The sequence below is a fragment of the Paenibacillus sp. GSMTC-2017 genome, assembly GCF_016019935.1.
GTDB lineage: Bacteria > Bacillota > Bacilli > Paenibacillales > Paenibacillaceae > Pristimantibacillus.
Window position 1 is genome coordinate 326,785 of sequence record NZ_JAECMT010000001.1, and the last position, 25,860, is coordinate 352,644.

Genomic DNA, 25,860 nt, shown 5'->3' on the forward strand with positions numbered 1-25,860 from the left:
CTCAATTACCAATACCATATCATAGCAGCAATCACACTAATATTAACCACTAACAGTAAAGGTATGCCTATCGTAAATGTACGATGCTGTGTTTTATGTCGCCATTTCTTCATACCATACCAAGTTCCAAGTGCTCCACCAACTGCACTTATCAAAAAAAAGTGTTTCTCCGGTACACGTCTTGCGCGCCGTTTTGCTTTAGATTTGTCTTGTCCCATAAGTATAAATCCGTACACATTTATAAAGATCAAATACGCAATTACAATATAAAGGAATGTTGTCATCTTGCATACCCCTTCCTCCAAAAATAACCATTTAGTTAGGTTCTAGGTTTTGCCCGGTTTGTAGCTACAGCTTCATATGGATTGTCAGGCCAATAATGTTTTGGGTATCGTCCTTTCAAATCCTTCTTCACTTCGAAATAAGCATTTTCCCAAAAGCTTGCTAAATCACGCGTTACCTGAACGGGTCGTTGTGAAGGGGACAACAAATGTAGCGTTACAGGCAGCCTTCCTCTTGCCAGCCTCGGCGTTTCTTTTAAACCGAACAACTCTTGAAGTCTGACTGCAAGCACCGGATTGTCTGGATCACTATAATCTATAGGGATTCGTGATCCACTTGGTACAACCCAATGCGTAGGAACTTGCTCATCTAGTTCTTGAGTCTGCTTCCAGCTCAGCATATTGCCAAGTAGTTGAAGCATCGATAGTTTTTGGAGATCTGCTTGACTTCTTAGTCCATAAATATGAGGTTTAAGCCAAGCTTCCATCGTTGCTAGGAGAGACTCTTCAGACGAATCTGGCCATTCTATATCTCCGCTAAGTTGCATAAGTCTCATTCTACCAAGCAATGCTTTCGATTGTTTGTTGAAAGGTAACATATCAAAGCCCTTCTGACGAATTCCATATAATAAAGCTTCTGCAACTGCTTCTTGATCCGAGCTGTTTAGTGGACCTTCCTTCAACGTTAAAGCTCCAAGCTTCAATCGATATCTAGCTCGCACTGCTTTTACCGATTCGTCCCATTCGACCGCTTCTTCCTCATTTAAGAAGGATGACAATTGCGACTCTAGTTCTTCTATTCCGATTGCAGCGGCCGATCTAATCGTCCCTTCGGCACCCCCATCATCCATCTCACACACAACCAAATAAGAAAACAGTGAAAGAGGCTGCAATTGCTGTATTACAGCACCTCTTCCGTTAGCAAGCAAATAGCGTCCATCACTTCTTCGCTGTGCAATCCGATCTGGATAGGCGAGCGCCAATAATGCACCAATGGACAACTTAGCTGGACGTTTCTCAAGTTTAGTATTTGTACGATTATCGATTGCATGCTCACCGTTCGAGAAGTGTTCTATCATTCGTTTCCACTGTGTTGCTTGCGTTTTTATACGATAAGCCGCTCTATTACTTTCATTAGCTTCACCTAACATATCAAGTCGCAGCTGAATATCTACATTTCGTTCGCTAGACAATAGATCACGATCGCTTAGAAGTGCTGCAATTTCACTTCCTTCTTTCAGCATGCCATGTTCCGATGCAGCAAGTAACATTGCACCAAGTCTTGGATGTAAACCTAATTTCGCAATGTGTTTACCGACTTGCGAAGGTTTCCCATCGCTATCAAGCGCATGTAATTGCTTAAGCAACGATCGCCCTTGAGTGTATGCAGCCTGTGGCGGTGGTGTTAACCATTCCAATTCTAATGGGTCTTTCACTCCCCATATTGCAAGTTCCAAAGCCATGGACGAAAGATCAGCTTCCATAATTTCTGGTTTTCCTTGACCCAGCAAATGTCCATGTTCTGCTTCACTCCATAGTCGATAACAAACGCCAGAAGCTTGTCTCCCCGCGCGTCCACGCCGTTGATCTGCTGATGCTTTAGAAACAGGAACCGTCTCCAAATGACTCATCCCCGATCGAGCCGAGAAACGAGATACTCTCATTAAACCGCAATCAACGACGATTCGGACACCTTCCACAGTTAAGCTTGATTCCGCTATTGAGGTTGCGAGAACAACTTTTCGCTCATTCGCTGCACATGCAGCTATTGCCTCACTTTGTTGTTCCAATGACAAACTGCCGTGCAGCTCCATCACTTTTGTATGAGAGGTCTTTCCGCGCTCGGATAACCAACGAGCTGTTCGTCTAATTTCGGCAACACCAGGTAAAAAAGCTAACAAATCACCTTCATGCTCATTAAGCGCATTTAAAATCGTTTGCCCAACATGCGGTTCAATATGTCCATTTATTCGAGTCGATGAGTAATAAGTTTCAACTGGAAAGGAGCGCCCTTTACTTTTAATAATCGCAGCACCGCCGAGTAATTCAGCAATTGGCTTTTCCTCAAGCGTTGCAGACATAACGACAAGCCGTAGATCTTCCCGCAGAAGCCCTTGCGACTGTAGACATAACGCTAAACCTAAGTCGCTATGTAAATGACGTTCATGAAACTCATCGAACAGGATTGCTCCGACACGTTCAAGTGCAGGATCTTCCTGTAGCATTCTGGTCAATACACCTTCTGTTACAACTTCAATTATCGTTGAAGGCCCAACCTTCGTGTCCATCCGAACTCGGTATCCAACCGTTTCTCCAACCTTTTCCCCTAACGCATGAGCCATATAAAGGGCTGCAGAGCGAGCAGCTAGTCTACGCGGTTCAAGCATAATTATTCGTTTGTTCGATAACCATGGCTGCTTAAGCAAAGCAAGGGGCACTCTGGTCGTTTTCCCTGCGCCTGGCTCTGCAATAAGAATGGCATTGGTCCCTTTGCAGAGTGCATCTAGCAACTGCGGGAGCACCTCGTCAATTGGCAATTGCTTCATCCGATTCCCTCTCATCATTGCTATTTCATTATACGAAGCATCTGAACGACTATTCGATCGTCGCCAGACAGTGATTTTTCCTTGCTTAACAATTGCGAAGATCCATCGCCATCGAGAAAAATACCATCGACGAGTTTAGAATCACTTATCTTCTCTATAATCGCACTGCGGAACATTTCGAGAGTACCACTCGTTTCACTAACAACTAGATAAAGTGTTCCTTTATCATCATAGACTGCACCAGAGCGTAAACGAAGTTCGTCAGGGAATGGAGCATTTTCAACTTTAGTTTGCTGAACCCAGCCCGCTTCATTACCGAGACTCATACTAATACCACCTTGTGCCCAGAAGCGAGTATGATCTTTTACTTTCACTTCAGAAGCTTTAGACACCACCTGAACACTTAGTCCGTCTGATTCGCCATCCCATACTAACGTTCCTCTAGCATACTTCACATTTTGTCCGCCGCTTCCAAAACCATTCATTTCTCCATTTACAGCATGACTGTTCACAACGCTCATACTCAGAAGCGCATCATTATAAAAAAATCCACCGTTAATGCCCACTTTATCAGTTAACGTTACATTGTTATTAACTACTTCGAGTGTTATGAACGCAGGTTTAGTCGTTAGCACATGCAGCTTCATACCGTTTGATGCTTCTACAGAAGAATATCGGTACTGTTTAATTGCTTCTAGTGGAGCTTCAATACCAGGACTTCGTCCACTTAAGGATGTTAAGATGAAATAAAACAAAAGACCAGAAACGACAAGCAAAGCAGATAATACACCGATAACAATTCTAATTTGTTTTCTGTTCAATCGGCCATTTTCTATTGGTGCTGACTGCGATTTATGTGGATTATCCATAAGCAACTCCTTGCTTTTTCATTGATTTATTAGTCTATACCTTCGGCGATAGGTTTGTCCACCCTGATTGACCTAATTTGGTTCAAAAAGGGGACAAAAGGCATCGCCGCTCTACGCTAGAGCTGCGATGCCTGAATGTATCTATTCCGCTCGATCGTCCAGTGGATAGAAAATTAAATTAATTGGGAATGCTGATCCCGCTGGAGGACTGAATTCAATATCCAAACTTTCTTCTTTACCTGTTGTTTTGGCTAACATGACCATGCCATCGAATGCTGTAAGCACACCGGAAACAGGCGTCTTAACCATTTCACCATTAATTTTGAACGGGCCTTTGAAGGCACCGCCTCTTGCAAGTATCAGAATGGCCATCTTACGTGGCTTTTCGGAATGAATCTTATACACCGTGCCATAGTTGCCTGACAAAATAGCTTCTGTGCCACGTTGTGGATCATATCCCTTCTGGAAAGGATCTACTTTACCGTCCCCGATAATGATCTTTTTTGGCTTAGTCAATCCCGTTTCAGATAAATCAGTTTTCCAGTCAAATCCGGCAATTTGGAAAGTTCCGCGAACATGTCCATTAAAGGCAAGCTTCGGCATCTCTAACATATGTGTAGAAACTTCATCATCAGCAGCAAACGTAAACTGAACCTCCCCGTCTGTTTCTACATCATACATTAGGTTAACGCCTTGACCTGGGTAAAAGTCTGGGAATTGTTTATATACAAATGTACTACCTGGTGGTAAAGTCATTGTCTCTTCCACCGTATCATTCATCAAATAGTCTACCATTGCTTCACTACCGATCAAATGAGCATAGATAGAAGGGTAAACTTCGCCTTTGTTCGTCGTACGAACGGTAACTGGTTTGTCCGTATTGTTAGTAGCCAAAATAGCAAAGCCAACCTTTTTATCTGTACCATTTAAGTGATCCGCATACAAACGGCCTTTGCCGTTAATCGTATCCTGATACAATATTCCTTTTTCTGTGAACGTTTCTGGACTATCACTTAGCAATAGAGTCCGCGATTTATCTTCAGTAATGACTTTTTCAACGTCTGGAAGGTTAAAGTAATGTGCATACAACGTCTTCCAATCCGTTTTAATATACCCGCCAACAGGCTTTGTATAGACTGGGTATTCGACTTCACTTAGGTAAACTTCATCTTCAATGACTAGATCACGAGTATAAGTCGCGCTCACTTTACCGTTTTTGTCTGTCGCCGTTAATGTAACCGGATATGTACCTGCTTTGAAAAACACTTCTTCGTTCCCTGTCCATGTTAGCTTCAAACCTTCAGCATCAGGGTCATAACTTAAGTTAATGTATTTGATTGGCTCCCCGATTCGATAAGTTGGTTTACCGAAAGCAAATTTAGCGATTGGTTTTGAATTATTTTGATCAGGATCAAAATTGCCTTCTGGTTTTTTAACATGTAAAACATCTACTCGGCGAAGCTCGTTATTGTATGTATAGCTTGCACCCATATAGTCAGAAAGCCAAGTAAGTTTAATGAGCAGTCGACCATTGGATAACATAGCAACATCATCGAAAGGGAATTCCAGTCCATTTACCCATGCTTTTTTGTTAACGGTGTCTAATAATATTTCGTGAGTAGGCGTTTCCATTACGATCATTTTGGTAGCTGCCTGCCATTCTACTTTCATACCAAATGCATCGCCTAGAAACTTAGCCGGAACATATGTTTTTCCTTTTTTAATAATTGCTGGCGAATCAAGTGTCACTTGTTCTCCATTTACAAAAGCTTCTTTATTATCAATATATAATACAACATAAGAAGTTCCTGCAGAAATCGGTGGATCTAGCGCTGAAACTTGGGTAACCGGTGCTGTTAGTAGCAGCATCGATAACATCATCGCTGTTGCTTTCTTTTTTGTTCCCCATTTTTTTTGTGACATTAAAAAACAACTCCTCAATCTCTCTGGTAGTAAAGTGGCTATATCTCTCCGTTTATCAAGCCCTAACAATAGACGCTTAACATCTGGAAAAGTTGCACTATTTTCTCCTTTTTTCGATATCAAACCCCGAAAAGCAACAAGATACTTGCCTGAAATAATTAAATTAATGACTTGGATGCATACACTTATCTCTATCATATTACCCAGTTCATGCTCTATTAGACCTCAATATATGTTTATTCTATTCGTCGCCAATCACACGAGCATCTACATTATTCATTCAAAGACAAACATTTCTCCACAAATTGAATGACTTCCGGGCGGATCGGAATTAACCCCTGCTCTGCCGAGTTTGGATCTTTCCGTAGTTTCCAAAACTTATCCATCAGATCCGTATTACCAGCGAAGGTCGCATCCGAAAGCCGATTTAGCTCCGCTGTAATTGCAGTTCCCTCTACCGAATGCGGCTCAACCCCACCTTGAATACATTGCTCTATCCGTTTGATAAGTCTTATCCATCCGTTTGTCATCTCATCGTTATTTTCCATTCTGGGTAAGCACACTTTAAGTACTTTAAGCTCTTCTTCGTTAAAGTAATGTTGCCAAATTCTTCGTGACGAACTGGGTTTCCGCACAAGCGGAAGGAGCGTATCCCAGTTCAACTCATCGTCCAACTGATGAAAGTTCAGCAACGCTGTCGTGTACTCTATATATTCATGCATCCGAGCAGCCTCTTCCTCCAGATGCTTGCGATGCACCTCAAGTATTTGCCGGGTAGACAGCTCATTCAAACTATCTTGAATATCATCTAAAGAAAGACCTAGTTTCTTCAATAGAACTATTTTCTCCAATTTAATCAAATCTTCCTCTGAATATACGCGTCGACCCCCGGCTTCCGTTCTACTTGGACTAACCAGTTTAATCTGATCATAATATCGAATTGTTCTTACAGAAAGCCCTAGCTTGTTGGCAAGTTTCCCAGTCGTCCAATCTTCCATTGGCTAGCACCCTCTCGAAAATGGTTGTTGCAGCACTGATTCTAGTATACGTAATGAAACTCTTTGGAGGAAGCTATGAAAATAGCCAAACAGAGAGCATTCAAAGTCAGGTATAACTCAACATTCCACTAAAAGCTTCTTAATCAGTGGCCATATGTCACGCGGCTTGCCTACGATTTTGGAAGTAGTTGCAACAATTAAGTCTTGTTTCGGCAAACAACAGATTATGTTACCTCCATCTCCCATTGCTAAATATGCAACCATATCATCCTCTTCATATAACCACCATAAATAACCGTATTTGTTTGAGTTCATCTTTAACGACGCTTCAATCCATGGTTTAGATATAATCTGCTTTTCTTCCCATTTACCACCATTCATATATAAAAATCCAAACCGTGCCATATCTCTTGCAGATAGCGTAAGACCCCATCCTCCTGTAGATATCCCATTGGGATCATGAACCCATCCTTTTAGGTCATTCCCAAACAGATCACCTAGTCCAAACGATGATAAATTGTAATCAGCAATGACCTTCATTCCTATTGGTCCAAATAAATGTTCATTTGCAAACTCACGTGCACTTTGACCCGTTGTACGAGTAATAATGGCCGAAAGCAAATGAGTACCGACAGTACAATATTGGAACACACCGGGTCGACCCTTTAGGCCCAATTGATCAAGGGTATACTTAACCCAATCCTTCTGCCTACGCAACCTATCTAGCGGTTCCATCACACCTCCCCCTGGTTTCCAAGTAAAGGGGAATGGTGCTGTCATCGTCAGAAGATGTTTTATTGTTACCGCTATTTTCCTTTTATCTACGGGATTAGACACATATTCAGGGAAGAAGTCCATTACCTTCTCGTCAACACTTTTAATATATCCAGTATCTATGGCGATACCAATAAGTGCTGATATAACACTTTTTGTAACAGAAGCGACGTGGTGCGAATCATTTTGACTGCTGTTGTTGTAATATTTTTCAAAAGCAATGTAACCTTTCTGGACAACTACAATGCTATTTAAGTTACTAAATTGTTTCTTGATGGTAGTATCAAGGTCGGTAAACTTATCCCTATTTGTGCCCAAAGTTGCTGGGTCTTTCGTCTGCCAAGCTGTCGTAGGCCAATAAGCTCGATCCATTATAGATACCTCCCGATTAAAGAAGTTGGATTAGATTTCAGTAGCCCGGGTGATCCTTCTCCAATAATATACCCTCCATCTGCACCCCCACCTGGACCTAATTCAATAAGCCAATCGCATCTAGAAAGTACATCCGAATTATGCTCAATAACAAGCACTGAATTTCCCTTATCTACGAGTTCATTCAACATTTCTATTAGCTTTGAAGTATCATACAGACTAAGACCCGTTGTAGGTTCATCTAGTACATACAAAATATTGCCTCGCCGTCTTCGACCGATCTCTTTTGCCAGCTTTATCCGTTGTGCTTCTCCACCACTTAATGTTGGTGTGGGCTGACCAAGTTTAATGTATCCCATCCCAATTCGCTCCATCACCTTCAAAACGCCAATGATGTTACTACTATCTTCAAAGAAAAGCACAGCTTCTGATACACTCATTTCAAGAACATCATAAATCGTTTTGTTTTTATATGTCACAGATAAAGCTTCTTCATTAAATCGTTTGCCATGGCATTCTGCGCATGTTTTATTTATCTTCAGATTACCTCCAAGCCATATGGTTTCGTGTCCGCTACCGCTACATAATGAACAAGCACCTTTTGTATGAAAAGAAAAATGTCCTGCGGATAAATGACGCCGCTTCGATTCTGGGCTTTCTGCAAACAACTTGCGTATTTTATCCCAAATACCAATGTAAGTAGCTGGATTAGAGATGGCACTTCTCCCGATTGGTGCTTGAGATATTTCAGCGTAACCACAAATATGTTCCGCGCCTTCCAACCTATCTGCAACAACTTGAGTAAATTTTGTAACTCCATCTTCTGGGCTATCCATTTCATCTTCTTCAGTGTCGTCTGACGACTGGTCTCGAAAATAGCTCTTGAGAAGTGGAAGTAACGTATTTGAAATGAGTGAGCTTTTTCCGCTTCCCGACATACCTGCAACTCCAACCATTACGCCTAGAGGAATGGTAACCGTCACGTCTTTTAGATTGTTTGTTTTCGCATGTTTAATTGTTAGTCCGTGAGTCGATTCAATGTTCAGACGATTACTTTTTGCTGGCAAAGTATTTAGGCCCAAAAGATACTGACCTGTAATCGATTCTTTACAGACAAGCAGTCCTTCTAAATCACCCTCATAAATGACCCGTCCACCTTCAATCCCTGCTTTTGGCCCCATATCAATAATATGATCCGCCATTTTGATTGCATGTTTATCATGTTCTACAACGATCACGGTGTTGCCTAAATCTCTAAGCTCATAGATTGATTCCAGCAGTTCAATTTTTTCACATACGTGTAATCCTGCTGTTGGTTCATCTAGAACATAGATGAGAGAATCCATTTTTAAATCTAAATGTGCATGTAAAAATAACCGTTGTACTTCTCCACCACTTAGCGATGGCATCTCTCTGTATAGAGAAAGATGTCCAAGTCTAGCCTTAATCAAGTTATTAACTTTACGAAGTATGTCGTGTAATAGATTTTCTCCAAATTGCGAGAGCATCTTTTGCTGTTGTACTTCTTTTAAATGATTGTTCACTTCTGATATAGTCATCTGCCCAAGTTCGCCGATATGTTTGCCATTGAGATGCACTCTTCGTGCTTCCTCTCCAATTCTAAACCCATGACAATCCGTACAATGAACTTTGGAATAAACACCGCTTATATCTTCACCTCTACCAATTCTTGTATTAAAAATATTGATTAAACAAGCGCTACGTTTATTAGAGTTACCGTTCGCATACTGCCCATAAATAATTTCTTCTTGCACTTCTTCAGGTAATTCAGAAAAAGCTACCGATAAATAGTCGGTAAATTTCCGATGGAATAATCGCAAATAACCTGGGGTTAACCGAACACCGTCAAGCACTTGTTCCAATGTTATGTTGTAATCTGTTACGAGTTTTTCCATATGAACTTCAAAATACGTTCCACGACCGGAACATTTGATACACATTCCATTTGGAGAATTGAAGGAGAAATAAGTTGGCGGAAGACGTTCCTCTATGCTATCGCATTGCAAGCAAGATAAATTATCGCTCACAGGAATTCCGCAGTTGGAACAAGCTATAGTACCTTCTCCGGCATAGAGCAATGCAAGCAAATTGATAATGTTCGTCCTTGAACCTACCGTTGATCTAACGTTGCTTTGGCGAATAATATTTTGCTGTACGGCAATAGCAGGACTAATACCTTGAATACTGTCGAACTTGTCATCATCATCAATCCCAGCGAGTATACCTAACGATTGCAAATACTGTTTGCGCCCTTCTTCAAAAATAATATCGAACATAAGACTCGATTTGCCTGACCCACTAACTCCTGTTGCAACTACAAGCTTGTTTTTAGGAATAGAGATGTCTATGTTTTTGAGATTATGCGCTCGTGCTCCCTTTATCGTTATAAACTTCATTCAATCGCCCCTTAATAACGTTTATTTGTCGTTATCCCCCGTTGTCTTTCTCAACTCACTTTCATCATATGTAGATTTTTTATTTGATTCTTTGCAATTCTTGCTATGTTGACGTAAATAGAAAAAGGACTCCCGCAGGAGCCCTCAAAAAATTGCAACCATTATAACTCTGCTTTTTTGGGCAGTTGATGTTCAAGAAGTCATCCTTATTTGCTCAGGTTATTATTCAAGAGGACCAATTGGCAAATAAATATCAACCAATTGCTTTATTTGTGGATTGGGGTCTGGTTCACTTACATAAACTTCAAAACTCGAGGTGTCACGAGGCAAAAATCCACTTTGGGGTAGCCACTGTCCGCATAAATAATCCCATGCAGCTCCATACTCATCTGGATAAATTTCAAAATGACCAATAGCATATTTGCCAGCAGGAATGACCAATGTTCCTATTTCATTGTTTTCATCTTCAATAGACTTCACATTCTCACTTGGGATCGTTATACAAAGGCTCGTTCTTCTTAGATGTTCCTCCGTAATTTCAGGATTGTCATGATATATCGTTAACACTTTTGTATGCGCTGAATCAATGAGATTACGAATATGTAATTCATAAAACAGTTTTTGCATAAGCGATCCAAACACCTTTTTCAGTTCCTCAAACGTACCTAGATGTCTTAAATAAGCAACATGCAAATCATCAATCGTCTTAATCGTAACTGTACCTTTAACATGATTTTCATTGTCTCGTACAGTGGTTTTTATAAATCGTTTCACATAAGTAGAATGTTCAATAGAGTTATGGGATATGTTGCGATACTGATTACGATAGTTGTTAGGGCTCATTTGATAATAATTTTTGAATGCACGAGAAAAGGTTGAAGTATCCGTAAATCCAAACCGATAAGCAATATCGGTAACAGTCATCTCTGGTCGATGAATTAGTAAATTCACAGATTTCTCAAGCTTCACACGATTTACAAATTGCAACAACGATTCATTAACGATCCCTTTAAATATCCTGTGAAAATGGTATTTAGAAAAACCCGCTACAGCAGCAAGTTCTTCGAGAGTGAGAGAATTGCACACATTTGCTTCAATAAAATCCTGGACTTTATGAATACGCCGTAAATACTCCTTGTTGCTTTGAGAATATGCCATAGATTACCCACTTCCTATTAGCTAAACTCCTCTATTCTTATTCATCCATTCAGCGTTGTTCCAAAGTATAGACAATGCACCTACTTTTTGAAACTGTAAATGAGGGTCATTGGAGAGTAAAAAAGCGATCAACTTCTTTTGATGCTGGATGAGTAATCTCCAACTATTATTTTGAATAATATCTAACACTTCATGAGCCATATCTGAATCACGTTCATTGAACCTATCAAAGTTTTTGAATACGAATACGATTCCTTCATCACTAGGGTAAACATCAGATAGACAATCATTAAAAGCAGCTAAATTACCCCCATAATAACTAGGGAACTCCAACGTTTTGCCGATTTCAAGTAAACAGTTGTTTTTATCCCATGACTCACAATCAAAACAATTTATTTCGAAACCTTCTTCGCGTATATTTTGAATGGTTTTATCTAATATGCTTTGACTCCAAAACTTTACGATAGATCCGTTCATCATTAATGACTTCCAAAATAAATCCTGCTCCATCCGCCCGAACCCCCCTTACTCAACTAACCAGTCCTTATGGATTAAGATTAAACTCTTTATACCATTTTCTTAGCTGGTTAATATTAGCTTGATGATACCGACTATAGTCAGCTATATGCCATAATCCCCAACGAATAGTTGCTCGCTTCTCATTTTCATGACCAAAAGTGACCACTTTATCTAGTTCAGCATCTGTTAGTTGTGAACATGTTTCTTTCAACATCGTTAGTATGTATTCATAGTCTGTCAATAGACTATCCAATGATTTCCCTTTGATCATAGGAATTCTGTTATTTTCATCAATCATGGGGCCATATTGCTCTACTAAAGAATGAGGAAGCGGTTGTTCTTTTAATCGATAAACCCAATTCAAATCAACATAAGTAATATGTTTGATTAGCTGAGCAGTACTATTAAACTGATTAGAAGGACCTCTATAATCTACTTCATCTTGCGACATAACGTTAGTAATGAATTGCAGCCGTCCGCTATTTTCTCTCACAGCAGCATATAACATCCCTACGATAGGTGACATATTGTCTTCACCTTTTAAATCGAAGAACATGATCACTTCCTCCTTTTATCCAATAATACTTTTCTTAATCAACAGATCAATCTATAGCTTTTCGAATGTCGTAATCGGCTAAATTAATATCTAATTCCATTCCTAGCGCTAACTTTGCTAACTGAGCTCCTATATACGGGCCCATCGTCAATCCGGAAGCACCAAGTCCATTCACGGCAAGTAAGCCTTCCCACTCTGGAATAGCTCCTATAACCGGAAGAAAATCAGCAGTAAATGGCCGGAAACCTACTCTTATTTCCTGAAAGGTGCTCTCTGCTAGTTGAGGGGCGACTGTAAGAGCTTTGCTTAAAATTTCGTGCATTCCACCAGGCGTGATCCTCGTATCATAGCCTTCAAAATCGTTTTCATGAGTGGCACCTATTACGATTTTCTGCCCTTCGAAGGCGAGCAAATATTGATCAGAAGGCGGCATAATGACTGGCCATTTGCCAGTGTTTTGCTCAGAGTCTGGTACTTGCAAATGCATAATTTGCGCTTTTTGATAACTAACTTTAAAACCTACGCCTAAAGGTTGTAGCAACTGCCCCGCCCAAGCGCCTGCACAAACGATTACGATATCAGCTGGATAACTTTTCGCCTCGACCGTTACACCAGTTACTCGGTTAGATTGATAGTTAAGTTCGGCATCACCATAAATTAAATTAGCTCCATTCCTCTGTAATGATCGAAGCAACGCATCACGCAATGCTCGACCATCTACACGAGCAGCTCCACTAATATGTATGGAGGAGTATCCTTCCATTAGCAAAGGGAAGCGTTCACGTGTACTTTGTTCATCAAGCTGAGTAATCTCGCCGATTTCTGGCGCGTCTTCCATTCGATCACTGGCGCGTTCTTCCATTTTACTGATTTTCTCTAAGTCCGTATGTATACTCAGGGCACCTACCTTGGCATAACCTGTTTCGGTTTCTCCTTCGCTTTCAAGTTCTTTAATTAACTCAGGGTAGTAACGAGCACCTGCTTTTGCTAGCTGATACCAAGCTTTATTTCGTCGCTGCGACAGCCATGGGCAAATAATGCCAGCCGCTGCATCAGTTGCCTGCCCTGCATCTTTTCGATCAATAATCAGGATATCTGCTCCATTTTTAGCCAAGTGATAGGCTGTTGATGCCCCAGCAATCCCTGCTCCAATGACAATTACTTTCATGTTGTATTCACTTCTTTCTGTTATCGCTCTTTACATTATAACGGGATTAATTCAAATTGAAAAAGTGTAGGCATGTACTATTGAACTCACATTTTTCTCTATTCTAGTGTATTCGGCTTTGCAACTCCCTCACATCCAACTCATGCAATGAAAGCTTAGCTCCGATGGATTGGAAGCTGCCGATGACATCTTCATATCCACGCTCGATATGTTCGACTCCTGTAATACACGTGCTACCTTCAGCTGTTAATCCAGCAAGTATAAGACATGTTCCGGCACGTACATCTGTAGCTTGCACCCAGCCACCCTTAAGTGGAACTCCACCACGAATAATCGCACTATCTTGACGCATCTCGATCGCTGCACCGAGCCGTCTCAGCTGAGCCACATGTGCGAAACGCATCGGATAGACGCGATCAGTAACGATGCTTTTACCTTTTGCTTGCAATAGAAGTGCAGTCATTGGTTGTTGTAAATCTGTAGCAAAACCCGGATACATCCCAGTACGAATTCGTGTTGCTTTAAGTGAGCCCGTCCCGTAAGCCGTAATGTGGTTTTCGCCGCATTCTAAGTGAACGCCTACCTCCTCCAGCTTTGCGAGGCATGAACCAAGATGTTCAGGAATAACATCTTTGACGGTAACTTTACCCCCACGGAGACCCGCTGCCATTAAAAAAGCACCAGCAATTAGTCTGTCTGGAATCGCGACATGTGTTCCACCATTTAAATATGGGACGCCTTCAATGCGGATACGTTCGGTTCCCGCCCCATAAATTTTTGCTCCAAGTCGGTTAAGGAAAACTGCCGTATCAACGACCTCTGGATCGACAGCCGCATTATAAAGTTGCGTTCGCCCTTTAGCCCTTACAGCTGCTAACATCGCATTAATCGTTGCACCCGAGGTAATCGTATCGAAATAAATTTCTGCACCATTTAGTTCGCTGGCTTCAACTTCGTAATAATCGTTGAACATTTGAACCTTTGCTCCAAGCGTTTGAAAAACTTTTATATGTTGATCGATCGGCCTCGATACAAAATCATCTCCGCCAGGCAATCCAATCGAAACTTTACCGAATTTAGACAATAAAGCACCAGCAAAATAATAGGACGCCCGATAGCTCGAAGTTTTGCCCCGATCTAACATGGCACTGTAAATATTGCGAGGGTCGATAACGACTTGTCCACCTAAATGTTTTATGTGCATGCCGATATCTCGACCAATCTCCGCAATAATATTGACATCTTCTATGCGCGGGATCCCCCCTAGCGTAACGATATCATCCGCCAGACATGCAGCTACAAGAAGTGAAAGAGAACTATTTTTTGCTCCTGGTATATGTATTTGCCCATTCAATGGACCAGAATAGTGTGCCTGAATATATTTCATCAAGTTAATCCTACTTTCGTTATGACGATATCAATTCTGACTCGAGTACGTAACCGTTACCGCGTACTGCGCTAATAAGAAAGGTATCTTTACCAAATTTTTTGCGTACACGGTAGATCAGGGCATTTAATTCATCGAATGAAACATCTGACACACCTTCTGCTCCACGCGAACGTTCCGGCCATACATGCGATTTGATTTTCTCGAGCGTAACGAGTTGGTTTGCATTTTCATGCAGCAAACGAATGAGTAGACACTCTTTTTCTGACATTGGAATTCGCTTCCCCTCAACTATACATTCCCTTTTCTCCCAATGAATCGTTAGTGGCAGTTGTGGGATTTCCATTTGCCTCGTGAAGCCGATCGGTTCGATTTCAATTGTTTGATCGGCAAACATATAAGAAAAATGAAGGACGGTCATCCCTTTGGCGAGCTTAATGATATCAAAATTATTTAATAGATACGGGGTGTGCGGCACTATCCGAACACCGTTAATTTCCGTTCCGTGACGACTGCCCAAATCGTAAAGCACCGCTTTGCCTTTCTCCTTATGAATAACGAAATGTTTCCTCGAAATAAATGCGTTCGTAAAGGGCAAATCCGGAGTAAAATGATTCGACACACGTCCAACGAGCGTTTCTTCTGCATTCAGATTTATACTTGTACCCGATCGGTATGGCTCTCCACGAATGATATACAAACACGCATAATCTTCTTCCATTTCCGTACCTCCAGTTACTATGGCGGTCTGCCAATTGTATTGGGTCATCTATACACCATTTATCGTAACTCAAACTAATGTGGAATAAAATTACTTTTCACTGACGCTTCACTCATAATTGAATAACGTCATTACTAACTCTAACAAAAATCCTTTTAAAAAAGTTGCAAAAAAGATGACTCTCACATCCCAACTCGTATATTAATTTATACATGAACAGTAAAAATAGCCTTGGCCGACTTTCGACCAAGGACTATTTACACACGAGCAAATCGGAACCGATTCTCGATTAGTGATTATTCATCGCTGGATCAGGATTGATCCTACTAACAGTTCCGTCCTCTTCCTGCTTCATCGGCTTACGCAGAATCAGTGTTAACGCGACACCCGCTGTCACTAGGCATGCGGACAGGAAAAACGTGTCACCGTAACCTGCGACGACTGCGTTAAGTGGATTGGAATCCACTCCAGCACTTGTAGCGTGTAAAGTGATTTGCGAAGTCAAATAACCAGTCAGGCCAGCAACCGAGAACGAAAGAACGACTTGCTGTGCTGCTGTTGTTAGCGGAGTAACTCGACTCACTAGATGGCGAGGAGCTGAATTCAGTAAATGCGTGTTAAGCGGCATCATAGCAAATCCCATGCCGAGACCCAACATGCAGATGCACAAGATAATAACCCAAAGTGAAGTATCCACCGATATGCCTGACAAGATGAACAGAGAAATAGAAACGATGGTAAGTCCCCCGAAAGCAAGCGGGCGTGCACCGATTTTGTCGAACAAACGACCACTAATCGGCATGCCGATTGCTGCACATAGCGCATATGGCATTAGGATTAAGCCCGTTTCAAGCGCAGTGAAGTGCATGACGCCTTGCAGGTACAGCGGTATAATCAACATTGCTCCAAACAGCGGAAGTTGTATAATCCATGTTAGAATAATGCTGCGTGTAAAGTCAGACGACTTGAACACTTTCAGCTCGAGAAGCGGCTGCTTCTGTGATAGTTCTACGAAGATAAAGAGAATAAGTGCGATACCGCCGATGGTCAAACCCATAATTGTAGAAGTACTTGACCAGCTTGTGCCACCTTCGCTTACGCCGTATGCTAACATGGAAAAGGCGATCGGTGCGAGGCACATGCCAATAATGTCCAGATGCGGCGCCATTTGGCGGTCTGCTTTCGGCAAATATTTATAACCGAGAATCATAGCGATAATGCCGATCGGTAGATTGATGATGAAAATCCAGTGCCAACTGACGGAATCGACCAACCAGCCAGATAAGACAGGACCTAACGCCGGAGCCATTAGTAATGGTACGCCTAGTACGCCCATGACAGATCCACGTCTCTCTGGAGGAGCCAACTTAAAAACCATAGCCATCCCGATCGGCCCTACCATGCCACCGCCTAAACCTTGAATGATCCGGTAAATGATCAACTGCTCTACCGTTTGGGCAATACCGCACAATACTGAGCCGATCGTGAACAGAGCAATCGTAATCATAAATATTTGTTTGGATCCGAATTTATCCGACATCCAACCGGCAAGTGGGATAACTGCGGATAGGGCTAATGTATAGCCAGTGACCGTCCATTGGATCGTCTTCAAATCGGTGTCGAAGTATTCAACGAGTTTAGGAATAGCATTATTGACGACAGTGCTGTCCAGAATAACCATGATCATGCCAACAATAATTGCCACAAGGGGTGGTAGAATGGCTTTAAGCGAGAAATCGTCCCCGCTAGTTTCCATCGGTTTAGTTTGCGTATGAGCTGACATATATCCCTGCTTTCTGCTCATAGAGCTGTTTATAAAAATAATGATAGAGGAAAAAATTCATCATATTACGCATTCTCATACAAATTCGCAGGCAATGCTTGCACGAACGGCGACCAATCACCCCTCGTGTATAGTTGAAGCCGGTGCATGGCCCGTGTACACGCTGTATACATAAGTTTACGCTCGTTTTCCCGGCTATAAGCTTCAGACGAAGCGTCATAGATCATTACTGCATCGAACTCAACACCTTTAGCGAGATACACCGGGATAACCATTACTCCTTTTTCAAAGCCCATTGTCTCCTTTGTAATGAGTTGCAGAAATTCCCCTCCATGAATTCGTAGCGATTCATAGGCTAGACGGCTTTCAGCCGCGCTCTTCGTAATAATTGCGATGGAATCGAAGCCCTCAGCTCTAAGTATGGCTATATCAGCCATTATTTGTGCATCAGATCCCTCACTACCTTGCAATCTAGTCAAAAGAGGCTTTTTCCCTCCCCTTTCGATTGGTATAATATCTCCACCGTCTAGAAGCATCGATTTCGTAAAATGAACAATCTCTTTAGTTGAACGGTAACTGCGTACGAGCCGGATAAGACTTGTTTCGGTTTCGCCGAAAAGTCGGACAAGCGGTGAATCAGTTGCTGTCAGACTTGTAGACTGCATGAAGATCGCTTGCCCGTAATCACCAAGCACCGTCATCTTTGCACGGGGAAACAGCTTTTTTAAATATTCATATTGAAACGCCGAATAATCTTGACCCTCGTCAACGAAGACATACTTTATTTCCGTATTCGTTCGAACACCCTCAATCATTTCTTTTACATACAAATACGGCGTCGCATCCTCATGGAACAACTCGCTTCGGACAATCGAATCCTTGGTTTGCCTGCATATTTCAGTCCACATCGGAGGAATTTGAGTGCCATTCGTTCTCTCCAGATAAGTTGCTTCATCCACAAACAATTGGCTATATATGCCTTTGATGTTTATAAACGAAAATTTTTTCACACTTTTTCGCAGTGGGCTAAAGCTTTCTTTCACGATTCTTCGGCAGAGCAAATCTTCTTCCTTCTGTGCGAAGTCAAAGTCACTTTCATCTTCCCGACGCTTGTTGTTCAATTTCTCGTGAATGGTAGCGTATTGTTCCGCCAAATCGAGTACTTCCCTGTCCTTATGCAACATCCCGAACACTTCCGCGTACTGATCAGTGTCTAAGTAATTCAATTCCTCCTGTACCCAAGCGGCTTCCCGTTCCATACGTTCCAGCGCAGCTAGTTCCTTCAGTAGCCATTCCTGCAAGAGAACGACACGATGGAACAACGGTAAAGAACGTTCATTACCGTAAAATTGAACCTTCATTCGATCTGCAGTTATCAAATCACGATTCCGATATCGAATACTATTGAACATCATGCCTTCCTGACCTAACCACATTCCGTAGTTGTGTAGAGCTTGCAAGAAATAATCGGAAGCTTTATATTCGATCCCCTGAATACGAGCTTCATACCCCGTCTCTCCTTGGGCCGTTAGTACAAATTCCATCTGATCAAAGACATCCTCAGGCCTTACTGAGGAGCCTAGCCAATAGTCGATATATTCTTGAAAAGTTGTCTGCTGCATGTTCTCTTCACCGAGTTCCGGAAGAACCGTAGAAATGTAACTAGCAAACATCGGGTTTGGTGAGAAAAGAACGATTTGATCGGCGCTGATCTTCTGTCGGTGTTTGTATAGTAAATACGCCACCCTCTGCAACGCAGCGGAAGTCTTACCACTGCCGGCCGCACCCTGTACAATAAGCATCCGACTATTGTCGTTACGGATAATTGCGTTTTGTTCCTTCTGGATAGTTGCGACAATGCTCTTCATTTGTGAGTCCGCACCTTTGCCAAGCACTTGCTGCAACAATTCATCTCCGATTGTTTCGTTTGCGTCGAACATATTGTGGATTTGCCCACTTTGAATTTGAAACTGCCGCTTTAGCTCCATCGCACCTTCAACTCTTCCACCGGGAGTTGTATAAAATGCCAGACCAGGTGAATGGTCATAATACAAGCTTGCGATCGGTGTACGCCAGTCATAAACAAGAAAGTTCAATCCATCTTCATCGAGAAATGAAGACACGCCGATATAGTACTGCTCGATATTACCTAGACCATTCTCCTGAAAGTCGATTCGTCCGAAATAAGGTGATGGGAGCAAACGATTCATATTTTTCCATTGCTGCATCAATAACTTATGGCCCCGCTCCCGTTCGGCCAATACCGCAGATTGTTGGTTTATCGTGTAGAATGTCTCCTCGAAATCTTCTTGTGTGCTTGTATTGATCGTAACTTCTTCCCAAAATCGCTTACGGATGTCCGTAACCTGTTTGCTAAGTCCGACTACCTCAGGCTCTAGTTCGGCGATTCTCACCTGCAGCTTTTTCCTAACACATTCCAGCCTTTTCTGTTCAAGTTGCCAATCCTTCACCTTCATATTTTCTGAACACTCTCCTTTTTCCATTTTTATGGGATAAAAAAGGACGTTGACAAATCACAGATCTAGATGTAAAATTAATTTAGGAGTAAAACTACATACACTATTCTGATTGAATTGTCAATACCGCTATTGAGTATATCATAGCGTTATTTTTAGTTCAATTTATTTTTTCTTCTCTTCTTTCAGAGGTTGAATTTGATCCAAAATGTTAGTACCCTTAATAAACTACTGCGAATTACGCTGATTTGGGATGACCCTCCGATTCATTGGGGGTCATCTTTTTTATGTCTATTGACATTTCATTGAGATAGGAAATTTATTAAACGAGAATTGCTTGAACGTCATAAGGGGATTTTCGAAAACTAATTATTGCGATCAGAGCGTATAAGTATCTCAAATATTTAACACAGTTTCTGTGCTGGTTTAAGCCATGAAATGTCATATCCCAGTCTACTAATAATTTCGAGACCGTCTTTAAACTCCATTCTATTAGATCCATCCCACCCATTTTCCAAACCATATAAAACAAATTGTCTAACGATCTTAGGAGAATGTAAATTGAATTTTTCATGTTCTTTTGTCGTAACATTCATTATAGAAACACCAACTAACAAAGGGCTTCCCGCAATTACATCTTCCCAAGTACAAATCCGAAATAAACATGTTACGTTTTTTTGTTCTTTTAACGAAATAGATAGAGTAATATTGCTTACTCCTTGAACGTACTCGTACTTACTATTTATCACATATACGTATTCCTTTTTTTCTACAACAATCTTTTTTGTCTTTTTCTTCACAATTCATTCACCTAACCTAACAAATTAGATAGCTATTGTTTCTAGTTCATAGGCACTTATCCTCTTTTAATGTAGTTGTATCTTGTTTTATGTGCGACCTCATCAATACCAACCTGCTTGCGGAATTTCCATTGGATCTCCCTATTTAATGGTCTGTTATACGCCCAAATGTTATCATACAAAGTTATGCTAATAGCGCCATTACTTAATTCTAAATTGCTGTAACCATCAGTGAATGTAAGTAATTTTTCTTTAGGGATGTATGAGAAAAACTTATGCCCAAACCACATTTTCCACGCAGAACCAAACCAAATCCCTTCTCTCGTAAAATGATTATATCCAGGTAAAGTCTCTATATCGATTATTTCTTTATCTTTTCCAAAGTCATCAGGCTTGAATGTTACTCGATCCAAAGTCTTATTAGCTTGCATAAACGCATCAATATCTGTTGTGTTTTGCCATTTTTGATCTTCCTTTGAAACCGCATATCCAACTATTCCATCATACCTCTGGAAAGAGTCAGTAAAAATATGAGCAAATTCATTCATTGAACTGTTTCCATAAACTGTTTCACTAAACATACAAAGTATCGAAGGAAGTTGAGCGCCGTTTTTTTTTGATAACGTAAATGAACTAGTTTCATCTTTCTAATCTAATCTAGCTGAAAATACTGATCATTTCTCGAAAATATCTTCTCTAAATTTAGAGAAATGAGTCATTTTTAAGCTTTCGCTTTGCTCAATATGAAAAAAGTTGTGCAGCTTCTTAATACGCTCATGAAGCTCTTTCCTCGGAATATTCGATATTTTACCCATGTGCGTCAAATATTCTGTTGATGTCAACCTTAGCTTAGATAACCGATCCGGCATATAACCTATCACCATTTTAGAATGATGAACAGTCCTAGTTCCTGCTGTTAGTGAAATTAAACCGGCAACACACCGAAGCAAAGTGCTCTTGCCAGATCCATTGTTTCCTCTTAAAACAATACTTTCTCCTTTATTTATACGGAGCGTAATGTTAGATAAAACTACTCGATCCCCATACCTCTTCGTAACTTCATTTAAAACTATTAGATTATCAGACCCCATCTTCCCACCACCTCAAAGTAACATATCCTTTATATGTTAATATATTTGTGCCTATAAAGAGATATATGGATTAAAAAACAATCAAACTCATGATTAATGCTACTACTGTTGCATTAACATTTAAAATATTGAGTCAGAAAATAATAACCGAATCAACAAACAAAGGGTCGGACATCTCTTAAAAGAAACCCGTCCTTTGGTAGTTTCATGAAAAATGCACAGTAGTCAAAATCCTGAATTACAAGCCAAGTTTTTCTCTACTGTATTCGGATGGGAAGTTTCGGAACCAAATTGGGGGTAACGCACAGCAAAAACAGTCACCGACGGGGACCCTGGAATTGATGGTGGAATTGCTCAAGGTCCAGCTGATTCTCAGCAAGGCACTCGTATACAAATCCAAGTAGAATCAATCGATGAATCGCTTGTAAAAGCGATTGAAAATGAGCCATTGTTTCACAAAAAAATGGCTTTCGGAGATTTTTACCTGGCCTATATTGTAAATCCAACAGAAGTACATTTAGGACTTATACAATACAAATAAATGGTAAGACTATCCCCTTTAAGTAACACTCGAAAATGACCACATGTTATGATATCGATACGAGTGAACTTGGAGGGGATTGATAACAATGACAATGCAGGATGTTTTGAAACAAATAATAAAAGAAACGATCGCTCCCTTGTTAAAAAAAGAAGGCTTTAGAAAACAAGGCAATAATTTCGTGAAGGCGTTTTCTGAATATTCCGCAACCTTGAACATTCAATCATCGAAATGGAATACGCGTAATGAAGCTGAGTTCTGCTTTAATACAGGTATTTATGTTGATAAATTATTTGGGACGGTATTTCTTTATCAACAACCATCATTCCCTTTGGAAGTGAACTCGGTTTTGAGAATTACATCTGCAGAACTATCTAAAAATAATAGTTGGTATAGGTTGACTAAAGATACTGACATTCAGCAGCTTAAGCTAACGATTACAAAAGATATTTGTGAACATATTGTTCCACACTTTCACCAATTTGAAAATATTCATGACGTTATCAAAATAATGGAGTTACGTGAAAAAGAAGGCTTTTATGAGAACCCTCACTATTTAACGGTGCTGTACTATTCAATCGGGAATATGGAAAAAGCGCAGCAACGTATGACTAGCGTGTTTCATGAAACAAAGTTGGATACTCAAATGGAATTTACAAGAGAATTGGCTAACCGATTAGGTCTACAAGTTACCTCCACGTCATTAAATGTAGACATTTAGCTATTATTTTATAGCTTGATAAATTCTTTTTATTTGAATACACATCATATATTTGAATTTCTTTATAGACGGGACTTGGTCTAGTTACACCCCTAACGTTTCATAAATGAGTGGAAGATTCACATGTTTCCGCACATGCTCTGCTAACGTATCAAAAGCTGCCTCTCTTCGTTCATTGAAGCGAAGATCAGCATGAAGAGGAGGAAGTCCTTTCAACTTCCGAACATCATTCAGCCAATTCAGTCGGAAGTCATCATTATGCAAGATGCCATGTATAAACGTTCCCCAAACACGGCCATCATCCGTCATTACACCTTCTGCTTCATAATCTGAACCTCCGACTTCTGCTCCTTGAACTGATTTCTTTCGGATGTTGAACGGCTGTAATGGTTTAGTAATTAGGTGTCTCACTACACCCATATGGATTTCATAACCTTCAATATATGTTTCTTCTCCACTTGAATATAGCTCTGTAAACCCTTCAACACGAACAGTTCGCTTCGTTTGTAAAAATTCAACTTCAAAAGGGAATAAGTTAAGTCCACCTGATTCCTGCTGATTTGACTCTACCCCCAACGGGTCAAGCAACTTTTCTCCTAACATCTCATAACCCCCGCAAAGACCTACTACCGCACCGCCTCTTGCAATATGGTTAAGTATCAAGTCTGCAAGCCCCTGTTCTCGAACCCATAACAGATCTGCAATTGTATTTTTGCTACCGGGTAAAATAACGACATCTGGATTTCCCCATTGCTGAGGTTGATCAATAAATCGAAGTTGAACATCTTGTTCGAAACGAAGTGGATCTACATCAGTGAAGTTGGATATAAGCGGAAATCTAATGACAGCGATTTCGACAACATCCCTACCACTCTGGACATTAACATTTAAATGATGTAATGAAAGAGAATCTTCGTCCTCTAGCTCGAGTCCATTTAAATATGGTAGAACACCAAATACAGGCTTACCCGTCCGTTCTTCCAACCAATCAAGGCCAGGTTTAAGCAGCGACACATCGCCTCTAAATTTATTAATAATAAAACCTCTAATACGATCACGTTCTTCTGGCTCCAACAGTTCAAGTGTACCGACAATGGAAGCAAATACGCCACCTCTATCAATATCTGCGACCAAAATAACAGGAGCGTCTGCCCAAGCAGCCATTCGCATATTGACGATATCCCTGTCCTTCAAATTGATTTCCGCAGGGCTACCCGCACCTTCCAATACGACAATATCAAAATCTTGCCTTAACCGACCAAGTGATTCACGCACGATACCGCCAGCTATAGGTAGATACTCTTCTCTATATTCCCGCGCTTCAAACTCTTTCAGCGGTACGCCATGAACGACAACTTGCGAAGACATTTCTTTTGTTGGCTTAAGTAAAATTGGATTCATATCTGTCGTTGCCAAAATGCCGCAAGCATCAGCTTGCATTCCTTGAGCTCTACCTATTTCTTTGCCATCCCAAGTCACATAAGAATTTAAAGACATATTTTGAGATTTGAAAGGAGCCGTCTTCCAACCATCCCCTGTAAAAATACGACAAAGTGCAGCAGTCACCAAACTTTTTCCTACATCAGAAGCTGTCCCTTGAATCATAATTGTTCGACCAATTTGATGATCAGTTATTCGTTTGTCATCTGCCAACATCACTACCTCCCACTGATAAAAGATCACTTATTTCATGTAAAAGTCTTTCATTATGTTCTCTAAGCTTAATAGCGACTCTAATATAGGAATGATCTAAACCTGGGAATCGAGATGCATCACGAATAAGGACGCCTCTATGCCCTAGCTCATCTTGAAGCTGGCTAGACGATTTATTCATTACAGTTGGCAGGCGCAGAAGTAAATAGTTGACTTCACTTGGAAACACGTCGAATCCTAACTGCAATAGACCAGCAGTTAAGTATTCTTTCTCAATCTGTAACCAGTTCTTAGTGTCATTGACAAATGTAAGATCACCAAGCACTGCAACACCAATAAGTTGAGCTAAGGAGTTAACACTCCACGGAACCTGCAGTGCACGAAGAAGCTCGATTCTTTCAGGATGACCAACGATATAACCAAGCCGAATGCCAGGTATAGAATAAAATTTAGTCATTGATCGAATCACAAACAATCGCTCATGCGAAGATGCTTTCCGAATAAGAGAGTGATCATCTTCCTCTTGAACAAAATCCATAAATGCTTCGTCAACAACAACTGTCGCACCACTATCGAGTAATTGTACGATCAGTTTAGAAGAGACAAACCTACCCGTCGGATTGTTGGGCGATCCTAACATATAGAGATCAGCTTTACCATTTTCAAGCGACTGTCGGACCCACTCTTCATCAAGAACAAATCCCGATTTGGAGTGTAATGGCAACTCAACTACTTCAATGCCTTGTTTTCGAGCAGCGTCTCCATACTCTGCAAAACATGGTACAGCAATAGCTACTTTATTTGGTTTAAGTGCTCTAACGACTAAATCGATAAGTTCAGCAGCACCGTTCCCGATTAGAAGTGAATTCACTTCAATATGATGAATCTCGGAGAGCTTGTCCCGTAGTTCACGAACAGCAGGATCAGGATAGTTATGGATGTCTTTTGCATATTGTATAAGCACATTTTGCACAACACTTGGTGGACCAAGTGGATTCATATTGGAGCTGAAATCAACGAAACTAGTTGAGGTAATGCCGTATGTTTCCGTTGCAGTTCGTAGATCTCCGCCATGTCCATATCGTTCGAGCATTATGTTTCCTCC

The 25,860-nt window shown here is 40.9% G+C and carries 21 protein-coding genes; 1 reads left to right on the forward strand and 20 read right to left on the reverse strand.

The genetic code is table 11. The annotated features are described in order from the left end of the window. Positions 1 to 5: 5 nt before the first annotated feature. From I6N90_RS01475 to I6N90_RS01560, 18 genes are all read right to left on the reverse strand, one after another. Positions 6 to 284, reverse strand: a complete 279-nt coding sequence (locus I6N90_RS01475) for a DUF1294 domain-containing protein (RefSeq protein WP_197933746.1) — start codon at positions 282 to 284, stop codon at positions 6 to 8. A 35-nt stretch (positions 285 to 319) separates the two neighbouring features. Beyond that, positions 320 to 2,845, reverse strand: coding sequence for an ATP-dependent helicase HrpB (hrpB, locus tag I6N90_RS01480; protein WP_232242485.1), 2,526 nt, complete (start codon positions 2,843 to 2,845; stop codon positions 320 to 322). A gap of 2 nt (positions 2,846 to 2,847) precedes the next feature. Beyond that, positions 2,848 to 3,696, reverse strand: a complete 849-nt coding sequence (locus I6N90_RS01485) for a hypothetical protein (protein ID WP_197933748.1) — start codon at positions 3,694 to 3,696, stop codon at positions 2,848 to 2,850. 141 nt (positions 3,697 to 3,837) lie between these two features. Further along, positions 3,838 to 5,619, reverse strand: coding sequence for a stalk domain-containing protein (locus tag I6N90_RS01490; protein ID WP_197933749.1), 1,782 nt, complete (start codon positions 5,617 to 5,619; stop codon positions 3,838 to 3,840). Between the two features lie 272 nt (positions 5,620 to 5,891). Next, entirely contained in the window at positions 5,892 to 6,617 is a 726-nt protein-coding gene (locus tag I6N90_RS01495) for a MerR family transcriptional regulator (RefSeq protein ID WP_197933750.1), read from the reverse strand. Positions 6,618 to 6,734: 117 nt separating this feature from the next. Next, entirely contained in the window at positions 6,735 to 7,763 is a 1,029-nt protein-coding gene (locus I6N90_RS01500; protein WP_197933751.1) for a serine hydrolase domain-containing protein, read from the reverse strand. Beyond that, positions 7,763 to 10,180: an excinuclease ABC subunit UvrA gene (locus I6N90_RS01505; protein WP_197933752.1), complete on the reverse strand. Its 2,418-nt coding sequence runs from the start codon at positions 10,178 to 10,180 to the stop codon at positions 7,763 to 7,765. Before I6N90_RS01505 ends, I6N90_RS01500 begins: the two co-directional genes overlap by 1 nt. Positions 10,181 to 10,402: 222 nt before the next feature. Further along, positions 10,403 to 11,338, reverse strand: coding sequence for an AraC family transcriptional regulator (locus I6N90_RS01510; protein ID WP_197933753.1), 936 nt, complete (start codon positions 11,336 to 11,338; stop codon positions 10,403 to 10,405). Positions 11,339 to 11,359: 21 nt separating this feature from the next. Then, positions 11,360 to 11,848, reverse strand: coding sequence for a barstar family protein (locus I6N90_RS01515; RefSeq protein WP_232242486.1), 489 nt, complete (start codon positions 11,846 to 11,848; stop codon positions 11,360 to 11,362). Between the two features lie 34 nt (positions 11,849 to 11,882). Further along, entirely contained in the window at positions 11,883 to 12,413 is a 531-nt protein-coding gene (locus I6N90_RS01520) for a DinB family protein (protein WP_197933754.1), read from the reverse strand. A 46-nt stretch (positions 12,414 to 12,459) separates the two neighbouring features. After that, entirely contained in the window at positions 12,460 to 13,581 is a 1,122-nt protein-coding gene (locus I6N90_RS01525; RefSeq protein WP_197933755.1) for an NAD(P)/FAD-dependent oxidoreductase, read from the reverse strand. 103 nt (positions 13,582 to 13,684) lie between these two features. Beyond that, positions 13,685 to 14,968 (reverse strand): UDP-N-acetylglucosamine 1-carboxyvinyltransferase, encoded by a 1,284-nt coding sequence (gene murA, locus I6N90_RS01530; protein WP_197933756.1) that lies wholly within the window; start codon positions 14,966 to 14,968, stop codon positions 13,685 to 13,687. A 19-nt stretch (positions 14,969 to 14,987) separates the two neighbouring features. Further along, positions 14,988 to 15,689: an FHA domain-containing protein gene (locus I6N90_RS01535; protein WP_197933757.1), complete on the reverse strand. Its 702-nt coding sequence runs from the start codon at positions 15,687 to 15,689 to the stop codon at positions 14,988 to 14,990. Between the two features lie 289 nt (positions 15,690 to 15,978). Beyond that, positions 15,979 to 17,472, reverse strand: a complete 1,494-nt coding sequence (locus I6N90_RS01540; protein WP_442950935.1) for an MDR family MFS transporter — start codon at positions 17,470 to 17,472, stop codon at positions 15,979 to 15,981. A 65-nt stretch (positions 17,473 to 17,537) separates the two neighbouring features. Then, positions 17,538 to 19,949, reverse strand: a complete 2,412-nt coding sequence (gene helD, locus I6N90_RS01545; protein ID WP_197934753.1) for an RNA polymerase recycling motor HelD — start codon at positions 19,947 to 19,949, stop codon at positions 17,538 to 17,540. Positions 19,950 to 20,353: 404 nt separating this feature from the next. Next, complete coding sequence (locus I6N90_RS01550) at positions 20,354 to 20,749, reverse strand: hypothetical protein (protein ID WP_197933758.1); 396 nt, start codon at positions 20,747 to 20,749, stop codon at positions 20,354 to 20,356. 56 nt (positions 20,750 to 20,805) lie between these two features. After that, entirely contained in the window at positions 20,806 to 21,330 is a 525-nt protein-coding gene (locus I6N90_RS01555) for a hypothetical protein (protein WP_232242487.1), read from the reverse strand. 93 nt (positions 21,331 to 21,423) lie between these two features. Then, positions 21,424 to 21,840: an ATP-binding cassette domain-containing protein gene (locus I6N90_RS01560; RefSeq protein WP_197933760.1), complete on the reverse strand. Its 417-nt coding sequence runs from the start codon at positions 21,838 to 21,840 to the stop codon at positions 21,424 to 21,426. A gap of 629 nt (positions 21,841 to 22,469) precedes the next feature. Here I6N90_RS01560 and I6N90_RS01565 point away from each other — a divergent pair. Then, entirely contained in the window at positions 22,470 to 23,102 is a 633-nt protein-coding gene (locus I6N90_RS01565) for a DUF4304 domain-containing protein (protein ID WP_197933761.1), read from the forward strand. Positions 23,103 to 23,186: 84 nt separating this feature from the next. On the opposite strand, the gene I6N90_RS01570 is transcribed toward I6N90_RS01565, so the two are convergent. Beyond that, positions 23,187 to 24,758 carry a cobyric acid synthase gene (locus I6N90_RS01570; protein ID WP_197933762.1) on the reverse strand — a complete coding sequence of 524 codons (1,572 nt, stop codon included), beginning with the start codon at positions 24,756 to 24,758 and terminating at the stop codon, positions 23,187 to 23,189. Further along, entirely contained in the window at positions 24,745 to 25,848 is a 1,104-nt protein-coding gene (gene cobD, locus I6N90_RS01575; RefSeq protein WP_197933763.1) for a threonine-phosphate decarboxylase CobD, read from the reverse strand. Before cobD ends, I6N90_RS01570 begins: the two co-directional genes overlap by 14 nt. Positions 25,849 to 25,860 lie beyond the last annotated feature (12 nt).